The following is a 9,367-nucleotide window of genomic DNA, read 5'->3' as shown; positions in this document are numbered from 1 at the left end:
TGCTCTCAAGGCTCTCAATGGCTCAGTAGGTCAACGAATTAACCAGACGGGACACTAGCTACAGAAAATGGATGGGCTCCGCTACACTGAGAGCGTGCAATCATGAAGTATGCATACATCCAATAAGAGCGACCGCCATGACCGTCATCGCCATTCTCAAGACCGGGAGTACCCTTCCAGCTGTCCGGCAACAGCACGGAGATTTCGAGCACTGGTTCAGGGAAAAGCTCGGCAATCAGGTGGCGACTCAGGTCATTGACGTGGCAGCTGGTGACTCACCGGGAAAGCCGGAGGACTGGGACGGTATTGTGGTAACCGGCTCGCCCGCCATGGTCACGGACCGGGAGCCCTGGAGTGAAGCAACGGCACACTGGCTGCGTCATGCGGTTGAACGGGAAACGCCGCTGCTGGGCGTCTGCTACGGACATCAGTTGCTGGCAGACGCACTTGGCGGCGAGGTATCCAACCGGCCCCAGGGTCGGGAATCCGGGACCTTCGAGGTAAGCCTGCGGGCAGAAACCAGTGATGACCCCCTGTTCCGGCAATTGCCAAAACGCTTTCGCGCCCACCTGACGCACCAGCAATCCGTGATCAGGCTACCTTCGGCAGCCAGGCTGCTGGCGGCCTCGTCGGCCGAGGCCCATCAGGCATTTCGGGTCGGCCCCTGCGCCTGGGGCGTTCAGTTTCATCCGGAATTCACAGCGGATGTAATGCGCGCCTACCTCGACGCTCAGGCGCCAGCACTGGCCACTGCCGGCCAGCGTGTCAATGAACTGAAGAAAGGCGTCAGGGACACGCCCTACGCCAACCATCTGCTGCTGGCATTTTCGTCATTCGTGCGCTGGCGCCACGGCTAAACGATTGGCTACCTCTATTGCCCTGCAGCCGTAACACCATACCCAATCCGGGTTATCCACATTGCAAGTATCTGTTTAATAAAGCTTTTAGATAGATCTATGGTTTCTGTCCAGGCGCCGGACTCCGGCCCGGAATCCGCTACCTGAATGCCTTGTCATTCATCAAGAAAGCCCGGCCAACCCCCCAAGCACAATACGCCTGAAGCAACGTTTGCAGCGGTCAGTTCACCACTGCAGACACCTTTCGCTATGAGGGAGTCCGATATGGCCAAAACCAACGCTGACATCGAAAAATGGGATGTCGAGAACGAAGAATTCTGGAACCGGGAAGGCAAGCGTATTGCCAACCGCAACCTGTGGATTTCAATACCCAGTCTGTTGATGGGTTTTGCGGTCTGGCTGATGTGGGGAATGATCACCACGCAGATGCAGAACCTGGGCTTCAGCTTCACCCTGGAGCAGCTGTTCGGACTGACGGCGATTGCCGGTCTGTCCGGAGCCACCTTGCGGATTCCCGCGTCCTTCATGATCCGCATTGCCGGTGGCCGGAATACCGTGTTCCTGACCACCGCTCTGCTGATGATCCCCGCCGCCGGGACCGGCATTGCGCTGATGGATCCCCACACACCCTACTGGGCGTTTCAGGCCCTGGCCCTGCTGTCCGGCATTGGCGGCGGTAACTTTGCCTGCTCCATGAGCAACATCAGCACCTTCTACCCGAAAAGCAAACAGGGCTACGCCCTGGGCATGAACGCCGGCCTCGGCAACTTTGGTGTGACCACCATGCAGATCCTGATCCCGCTGGTCATGACCGTCGGTATTTTCGGCGCTCTGGCAGGAGCTCCGCTGGAACTGCAAAGTGCCAGTGGCACCCTGATCGGTCGGATTGAGGCAGGCACCCCCACCTGGATTCAGAACGCCGGATTTATCTGGCTGGTGTTCCTGATCCCGCTGGCCTTCGCGGGCTGGCTGGGCATGAACAATCTGCGCACCATTACACCCAATCCCGGGAATCCACTCTCCGCTTTCGGCAAGATTCTTGGTCTTTACGGCGTAGGACTGCTGACCTCCGTCATCGGCCTGTACGCGCTGGGGCTGATGAACATGTGGCTCGCGCTGCCGGTGACCATAGTGCTTACTCTGGTATTACTGCGATTGATTCCCGGAGACATCAAACCCAACATCCAGAAGCAGTTCGCGATCTTCAGCAACAAGCACACCTGGTCCATGACCATTCTCTACATTCTGACGTTCGGCTCGTTCATCGGCTTCTCTGCCGCGCTGCCGCTGTCCATCAGCGTCATATTCGGTAACATGATGGAGGTGTCCGGTGACGGCACCATTACCCGCATCACCAATCCTGATGCTCCCAGCGCCCTGACCTGGGCATGGATGGGCCCATTTGTGGGCGCATTGATTCGTCCGGTCGGTGGCTGGATCTCTGACAAGGTAGGCGGTTCCATCGTCACTCAGGCCATTTCTCTGGTCATGGTGGTTGCGTCGGTGGCCACCGGCTATGTGATGATGCTGGCCTACAACTCGGCGGATCCCAATACCTGGTTCCCGCTGTTCCTTGTGCTGTTCATCATTCTGTTCGCCGCCAGTGGTATTGGTAACGGCTCTACCTTCCGCAGTATCGGAGTGATCTTTGATGCCCAGCAGAAGGGCCCGGTACTGGGCTGGACGTCCGCTGTCGCCGCCTACGGTGCCTTTATCGCACCCCAGGTCATGGGTGGCCAGATACGCGCTGGAACCCCGGAAATAGCCATGTACGGCTTTGCAGTCTTTTACAGCATCTGCCTTGTCGTGAACTGGTGGTTCTACCTGCGCAAGGGCGCCTATGTCAAAAACCCCTGACATGGCACGTCATCCCTGAAACGATCCTGACCAACAGGATCACAGCCCCAAACAAAAGCGCCCGGTGAACTGACTTCACCGGGCGCTTTTTTGTTACCTCTGGTCGCTTGCATTAACGTCTGGTTGGCAGCGACCTGTCATGCACCTGCCTGGCTCCGCCGCGCCTCCTCCTCAATCTGAAGGTCTACAGACGACACGTAATACTCTTCAGCAAACCCGGTTTCAGGTTCTTTCAGCCACATCAGACACAGCAACCAGCTGACAAAGGCGCCGGCAGCAATGATGTAGAAGAACTGGGTCGGGGTAACAAAGGTGAAAATGGTGAGGTAAACCACCGCTCCCACGTTGCCATACGCACCGGCCATGCCGGAGATCTGACCGGTCAGGCGGCGTTTGATGGAAGGGATAATCCCGAAGGTTGCGCCTTCCGCACCCTGCACAAAGAACGACGTGAACACGGTGATCATAACCGCAATGATCAGCGGCCAGGACGAGTTCATCAGCCCCATCAGCGCAAATCCGATGGATATCCCGAACATGTAGCTCAACATTACGAAACGGCGATTACCCATGCGGTCAGACACCAGTCCACCCATGGGCCGTGCCACCAGATTCACGAACGCGAACGAAGCAGCAATCATCCCGGCAGTCGCTGCACCAAGCCCCCAGGTTTCCTCGAAGAACATGGGCAGCATGGATACCACCGCCAGCTCTGCGCCAAAGTTGGCAAAATAGGTACTGTTGAGCGCAGCCACACTGTTGAACGGGTATTTATCGTCATCCGGGACACCCCGCTTCAGGATCGGGATGTTGACCCGCAGGATCTGGATAATCTGGTAACAGACAATTGCAACAATAACGCCGTAGCAGATCATTGCCCCGGTGACGGACAGGTAGCCCATGTACTGTATACGCCAGACCAGAATGGCAAGGACGCCTACCAGCGGAATGGTCCACAGAATCAGCTTGACCATGTCGCCCCAGCTGCTCACTTCAAGGGCCGAAGCTTTGCGCGGCTTACGGTGTACCGATCCGACAGGGCCGTCGGTAATCGCAAACCAGTAGTAGACGCCATAACCAGCCATCACAATGGCACTCTGGGCAATGGCCCAGCGCCAGCCATCGTCGCCGCCGTACATGTGCAGTGCAATGGTGGGAAGTGACAGCGCTGCAGCGGCCGAACCGAAATTACCCCAGCCGGCATAGAACCCCTCGGCGAACCCGATATCTCTGGGTTTGAACCACATGGCGGTCATGTGAATGCCCACCACAAAGCTGGCACCGATAGAGCTCAGCACCAGGCGGCTGACCAGCAACTGCACCATGGTGGTACCGAAAGCAAAGACCAGAGCGGGAATTGCCATCAGCACCATCAGTACCGAAAACACCCGGCGCGGTCCGAAACGGTCCAGCGCCATACCCACAATAATGCGGGCAGGAATGGTGAGCGCCACGTTAGCGATGGCGAACAGCCGGATGTCATCCTTGGTCAGCCAGTCCACACTTTTCAGCATGCTGGACGCCAACGGCGCCATATTGAACCATACGTAGAAGGTGATAAAGAAAGCAATCCAGGTCAGGTGCAGGGCCCTGATCTCGGGATTCCTGACGCGAAAAACAGCAGCGACTTTCATTGGCTATAGCCTCCCTGGCCAGCAATGGCCAGACGTAGAAGAACAGGAAAATTTGCAAGTGATAGCGATGGAGCAGAAGGGCCTGGAGACATAACCGCCTCACAGGCTCGGCAAAATCAACAATGGACATTGCACCCGACGCGCAAGGAACGAACTCACACTCCCGAAAGTCATGTAGTCCAGTTCATCCACGAAATAGGTCAGTGAGCGGGCAATGAATCCGCCATCGGGCTGATGGCTGTGACGGGCGATGACCAGAATGTCAGGCCGGATTTTTTCAGTGGCATAAAGCAGCATTTTGCGGGCATCGCCCTCCAGCAGCATGCTGTCAGCGGCGATTTTCTCCGCCTCACACATTTCCAGAGCTTCTTTCAGAAACCCTTTGAGTTCATCAAGTTCCTGCTGGAACAACTCCTCGTTTCCGGACGTTATATCCCGGGGGTTTTCGGCAACTGCAACCAGCAGCAGGGTCGGCTTCAGATCACAGAACAGGGTGACGGTCCTCGCCAGCGCCAACCGGGCGTTGCGCGAGCCGTCATAGGCAAGCATGATTTTCATAGTGGACTCCCTTGCTGAGAGATTTCCGGCACGGCAAATGCCACCGGAACCTGTTGATGCCAGCTCTCATTAGCCCATGGCGGCGACTGTCCGCTGGTTGATTAAAATCAATAACCGGTGCCCCTACCCCACCAGAGCAAGCAGGCCTGTACCTCCGTTGCTCAACTCAGTGTTTCCGGGGCTACCACCCTGATATCCTTTAGAGATACTCATGACCCAGGGCAACGCCTGACCGGCGTTCATCCGGCGCAGGATCGTTGCTATTCTGAAACAGGAAATGCGTTGAAAAAGCAGACGTGCGGAGCGACAGCATGACAAAGTGGCTGGTAAAAACGGAGCCGGAGGAATGCAGTATCGACGACTTCGCCGCAGCCCCCGAGAAGAGCATTCCCTGGGATGGCGTACGGAACTATCAGGCCAGAAATTTTCTGCAGCAAATGAAACCGGACGACAGGGTGTTCATCTATCACTCAAGCTGCAAACATATCGGTATAGCAGGTGTCGTGAAGGTAGTGAGGGCGGCCTATCCGGACCCGAAGCAGTTTGACGAAGGGTCGCCCTATTTCGATCCGAAGAGATCAGCGGAAAAGCCACGCTGGTACGCCGTCGATATGCAGTATGACGCAAAGCTGCCCAGCCTGATTCCGCTGGAACAACTCAAAACCATGCCGGAGTTGCAGGAACTGGCGCTGGTAAAGCGGGGCAACCGGCTATCCGTTATGCCGGTCAGTGAGGCGCAGTGGGAAGCCATCCGTGGCACCCGGAAAAACGCTCAGTAGTTCAGAACAACACCGGCTTGGCCATGGCCAGATGGAAGATCGCCATAACCTGAATCAACGCCGCCAGCGCTGCAATAATCCGCACCGGGACGCTCAGCCCCGGCTTCAGGGCAAATACGCCTGCCACGATATAACCCACCAGCAGAAACACCTTGAGGGTGAGCCAGTGGTGCACGAATGGCATCCAGCCGGTCACGAACAGAAGGCTGATGGCAGCGATGAGCAACACCGTGTCGTTGGCATGGGGAACCCACCGCAACGGCGTTTTACGCCAGCCGGGTTTACCCGCCACATCCAGCGCCAGCCGCGTGATGAAAAGCGCCACGGTGATATAGGCCGCCAGCATGTGAATGGACTTGAGAATCATATAACTGCTCATCGGATAGTGCTCCGTAAGATTCTGGAAATGGGATTGCGGGCAAGTGTACGTGAATCTACCGCCCCGTGGGTATGTCAACCGCCATAACATTTATATAATATAAATGTTAATAGTCAGACAGCCCGACTCACCCAGCAGGCCACCAGCATGACGTACAGACCTGACACCACAACCGCCAGCCCGAAGCAGACTGCCATGAGCATTACCCAGCTGTTCAGTTACCCGTTCAGGATTTTTTTCCTGTCGATGGCCTTGCTTGCCACACTCGTGGTACCGCTATGGGTGCTGCAGGTTACAGCCATGATCCGGCTGCCACTGGCCATGCCCGGACTCTTCTGGCACCAGCATGAGCTGCTGTTCGGTTTCCTGTCTGCGGCTATCGCCGGATTTCTGTTAACCGCCGTTTGCGTCTGGACCAACACTGACCGCAGTCACGGTATGCGACTGTTCCTGTTATGGGCGGTCTGGCTCACGGGAAGGCTGCTACTGGCCACCGGTGAGGGCTTGCCTTTCTGGCTGGTCCACGGCGTCAACCTGCTGTTCTTACCCCTGGTGATGATCGACGCCGGCTGGCGGATCTGGCGCGCGCGTCAGCTTCGCCAATTGTTGATACTGCTGGTACTGGGCCTGCTGTGGCTGATGCAGCTGGGATTTGTGGTGGCCCTGGATATGCGCTACAGCTACGGCGCGCTGATCATGGCCATGGCCCTGATTGCCATCGTCGGGGGCCGCATCACGCCAGCCTTTACCGGAGGCTGGCTGCGGCAGAGGGGCCACAATGCCAATACCATCAGGACTTATCCGGCCCTGGACCTGTCGTCAGTCATTGCGATGATCATCCTGCTGGCAGCCGTGATCAGCGGCTTTAACATGGCCGCAGGCGTCGTTGCCCTGGTGGCGGCTGGCCTCATGTTGCTGCGGCTGGCGGGCTGGAAGGGCTGGCTGGCACGCAAGGAACCACTACTGTGGATTCTTCACCTCTCCATTCTGTGGGTTCCGGTCGCACTGATTCTGCTGGCAGGCACCCTCATGGCGGGCTGGCCATCCAGCGCCTGGACTCACGCCGCCGGCACCGGGGCAGTGGGTTGCCTGATACTTGGCGTTGTAGCCAGGGTTGCACTGGGCCACACCGGGCGGCCACTGATCCTGCCACACGGCATGGTGACAGCCTTCGTGATGATTCACCTGGCAGCGCTGATCCGGGTGGTTACAACCTTCGGACTGATGCCATGGCACATGGGCATAGGCCTCAGTTCGTTGCTCTGGACCCTTGCCTTCGGAATTTTTCTTGTCCGTTATGCACATATTCTCGCGCGTCCCAGAGCCGACGGAAAACCAGGCTAACTATTTGTTATAAAATGCCTTATGTGAAATTATTGACACCACAAACCCAACCCCCGGTCAAAAAAATACAACCAACGGTCAATGGCTTTTTTGTCAGTAACCGGTAAAGTGGGGGTTACAGTCAGTAACGGAAAAATCCCGAACCATGTATCCAGACCATTTCGACAAGGCCGACCTGATCAAATGCGGGCACGGCGAGCTCTTCCCCGGCGACATGCGCCTGCCAATTGACCAGATGCTGATGCTCGACCGCATCACACACATCAACGCCAGTGACGGCGAATTCGGCAAAGGCAGTCTGACTGCCGAGCTCGACATCGATCCGGAGCTGTGGTTCTTCAAGTGCCATTTCCAGGGTGACCCGGTCATGCCCGGCTGCCTGGGCCTTGATGCGCTCTGGCAACTGGTCGGATTCTACCTGGCCTGGTCTGGCGGTGAAGGCAAGGGCCGCGCCCTGGGTGCCGGCGAAGTGAAGTTCTTTGGCCAGGTGCTGCCCCACAACAAGGTTGTCCGGTATCATCTCGATATCAAGCGCATGGTCAAACGCAAACTGACCATGGCCATAGCAGACGGCCGGATGGAAGTAGACGGTCGCGAAATCTACACGGCCAAAGACCTTCGGGTTGGCCTGTTTACCTCAACCGACGATTTCTAGGAGTCCGGACCCATGCGTCGAGTCGTTATCACCGGAATGGGCATTGTTTCCAGCATCGGTAACAATAAAGAAGAGGTCACCCAGTCGCTGCGTGACGTCAAGCCCGGCATCAAGTTCAGCGAAGAAGCCAGGGATGCGGGGCTCCGCAGCCAGATCTGCGGCTCCATCGACCTTGACTACAAGGAACTGATTGATCGCAAGCTGCTTCGCTTCATGTGCCCGGCATCGGCTTATGCCTATCTGGCCATGCGGGAGGCGATCGAGCAGGCTGGCCTGACCGAAGAGCAGATCCGCGACAACAACACCGGCATCATCATGGGTACCGGTGGCGCCTCGACCGTCGAACTGATGGACTCCATTGATACCCACCGCGACAAGGGTATCCGCCGCGTCGGGCCCTACCGCGTACCCCGCACCATGGGCAGCGCCATCAACGCGTCCCTGTCCACGGCCTATGGCATTACCGGTGTCAACTACAGCATCACCTCCGCCTGCGCCACCAGTGCCCACTGTATCGGCCACTCCGCGGATCTGATTGCCTCCGGGCGTCAGGACGTGATGTTTGCCGGCGGTGGTGAAGACGTGCACTGGAGCCTGAGCCTGTTGTTTGACGCCATGGGTGCGCTGTCCACCAAGTACAACGACACCCCGGAAAAAGCCTCCCGCACCTACGACGCCAACCGTGACGGCTTCGTGATTGCCGGCGGCGGCGGCGTGGTGGTTCTGGAATCCCTGGAACACGCCCAGGCCCGCGGCGCCAATATCATTGCGGAACTGGTCGGTTTCGGCGCCACCTCCGACGGTGCCGACATGGTGGCACCCAGCGGTGAAGGCGCCATCCGCTGCATGCAGCAGGCAATGAAGGGCGTTGAAGGCGACATTTCCTACATCAACACCCACGGCACCAGTACCCCGGCCGGTGACGTCACGGAACTGAAGGCCCTCAAGCAGGTATTCGGTGACAAGATCCCGCCGCTGAGCTCCACCAAGCCACTGGCAGGCCACTCCCTGGGTGCTACCGGTGTCCACGAAGCGATCTACTGCCTGCTGATGATGCAGAACAACTTCATCACCCCTTCTGCCAACATCGAGAACCTCGACGAAGGCGCGGAAGGCTATCCGATCGTTCGCGAACTGCAGAAAGACGCTGACCTGAACCTCATCATGAGCAACAGCTTCGGCTTCGGCGGCACCAACGCCACCCTGCTGTTCAAGAAATTCAGCTAAACCTGCACCACCGGGGCTTCGGCTGACCCGTCCTAAAATACGTTGACGGTTTTTGTTGAAGCCAGCGCCTTATGGGT

At 57.6% G+C, this 9,367-nt stretch carries 9 protein-coding genes; 6 read left to right on the top strand and 3 right to left on the bottom strand.

Features of this window, described 5'->3' with window-relative positions; genetic code table 11:
* The first annotated feature begins 137 nt into the window (after positions 1–137).
* Positions 138–857: a glutamine amidotransferase gene (locus AAC035_RS14045; protein ID WP_339805202.1), complete on the top strand. Its 720-nt coding sequence runs from the start codon at positions 138–140 to the stop codon at positions 855–857.
* A 264-nt stretch (positions 858–1,121) separates the two neighbouring features.
* A complete protein-coding gene (locus tag AAC035_RS14040) occupies positions 1,122–2,714 on the top strand; it encodes an antiporter (protein WP_339805200.1) in 1,593 nt (530 codons plus the stop codon).
* 137 nt (positions 2,715–2,851) lie between these two features.
* Here the strand turns inward: AAC035_RS14040 and AAC035_RS14035 are convergent, their stop codons facing one another.
* Both AAC035_RS14035 and AAC035_RS14030 read right to left on the bottom strand, forming a co-directional pair.
* Entirely contained in the window at positions 2,852–4,348 is a 1,497-nt protein-coding gene (locus AAC035_RS14035) for an MFS transporter (protein WP_339805198.1), read from the bottom strand.
* Between the two features lie 99 nt (positions 4,349–4,447).
* The gene (locus tag AAC035_RS14030; RefSeq protein ID WP_339805196.1) at positions 4,448–4,906 is read right to left on the bottom strand and encodes a universal stress protein; all 459 of its coding nucleotides are present in this window, start codon (positions 4,904–4,906) and stop codon (positions 4,448–4,450) included.
* 311 nt (positions 4,907–5,217) lie between these two features.
* Here AAC035_RS14030 and AAC035_RS14025 point away from each other — a divergent pair, with 311 nt between their 5' ends.
* Positions 5,218–5,685: an EVE domain-containing protein gene (locus AAC035_RS14025; RefSeq protein ID WP_339805194.1), complete on the top strand. Its 468-nt coding sequence runs from the start codon at positions 5,218–5,220 to the stop codon at positions 5,683–5,685.
* A gap of 1 nt (position 5,686) precedes the next feature.
* On the opposite strand, the gene AAC035_RS14020 is transcribed toward AAC035_RS14025, so the two are convergent.
* Entirely contained in the window at positions 5,687–6,064 is a 378-nt protein-coding gene (locus tag AAC035_RS14020) for a SirB2 family protein (protein WP_339805192.1), read from the bottom strand.
* 147 nt (positions 6,065–6,211) lie between these two features.
* Here AAC035_RS14020 and AAC035_RS14015 point away from each other — a divergent pair, with 147 nt between their 5' ends.
* The 3 genes from AAC035_RS14015 to fabB all read left to right on the top strand — a co-directional run bounded on the left by AAC035_RS14015 (position 6,212) and on the right by fabB (position 9,290).
* Entirely contained in the window at positions 6,212–7,408 is a 1,197-nt protein-coding gene (locus AAC035_RS14015) for an NnrS family protein (protein ID WP_339805190.1), read from the top strand.
* 145 nt (positions 7,409–7,553) lie between these two features.
* On the top strand, positions 7,554–8,063 hold the full coding sequence (fabA, locus tag AAC035_RS14010) for a bifunctional 3-hydroxydecanoyl-ACP dehydratase/trans-2-decenoyl-ACP isomerase (RefSeq protein WP_339805189.1): 510 nt from the start codon (positions 7,554–7,556) through the stop codon (positions 8,061–8,063).
* A 12-nt stretch (positions 8,064–8,075) separates the two neighbouring features.
* Positions 8,076–9,290, top strand: a complete 1,215-nt coding sequence (gene fabB / locus AAC035_RS14005; RefSeq protein WP_339805188.1) for a beta-ketoacyl-ACP synthase I — start codon at positions 8,076–8,078, stop codon at positions 9,288–9,290.
* The last annotated feature ends 77 nt before the right edge of the window (positions 9,291–9,367 follow it).

It is taken from the genome of uncultured Marinobacter sp. (genome assembly GCF_963974375.1).
Classification (GTDB): domain Bacteria; phylum Pseudomonadota; class Gammaproteobacteria; order Pseudomonadales; family Oleiphilaceae; genus Marinobacter.
Note: the sequence above shows the minus strand (reverse complement) of the source record. Positions and strands in the feature narration are given on the sequence as shown.

Excerpts from the sequence above, each read along its gene's own strand:
- AAC035_RS14035 (WP_339805198.1), bottom strand. The coding sequence starts at position 4,348 with ATGAAAGTCGCTGCTGTTTTTCGCGTCAGGAATCCCGAGATCAGGGCC.
- AAC035_RS14015 (WP_339805190.1), top strand. The coding sequence starts at position 6,212 with ATGACGTACAGACCTGACACCACAACCGCCAGCCCGAAGCAGACTGCC.
- AAC035_RS14045 (WP_339805202.1), top strand. The coding sequence starts at position 138 with ATGACCGTCATCGCCATTCTCAAGACCGGGAGTACCCTTCCAGCTGTC.
- AAC035_RS14025 (WP_339805194.1), top strand. The coding sequence starts at position 5,218 with ATGACAAAGTGGCTGGTAAAAACGGAGCCGGAGGAATGCAGTATCGAC.
- AAC035_RS14030 (WP_339805196.1), bottom strand. The coding sequence starts at position 4,906 with ATGAAAATCATGCTTGCCTATGACGGCTCGCGCAACGCCCGGTTGGCG.
- fabA (WP_339805189.1), top strand. The coding sequence starts at position 7,554 with ATGTATCCAGACCATTTCGACAAGGCCGACCTGATCAAATGCGGGCAC.
- AAC035_RS14040 (WP_339805200.1), top strand. The coding sequence starts at position 1,122 with ATGGCCAAAACCAACGCTGACATCGAAAAATGGGATGTCGAGAACGAA.
- fabB (WP_339805188.1), top strand. The coding sequence starts at position 8,076 with ATGCGTCGAGTCGTTATCACCGGAATGGGCATTGTTTCCAGCATCGGT.
- AAC035_RS14020 (WP_339805192.1), bottom strand. The coding sequence starts at position 6,064 with ATGAGCAGTTATATGATTCTCAAGTCCATTCACATGCTGGCGGCCTAT.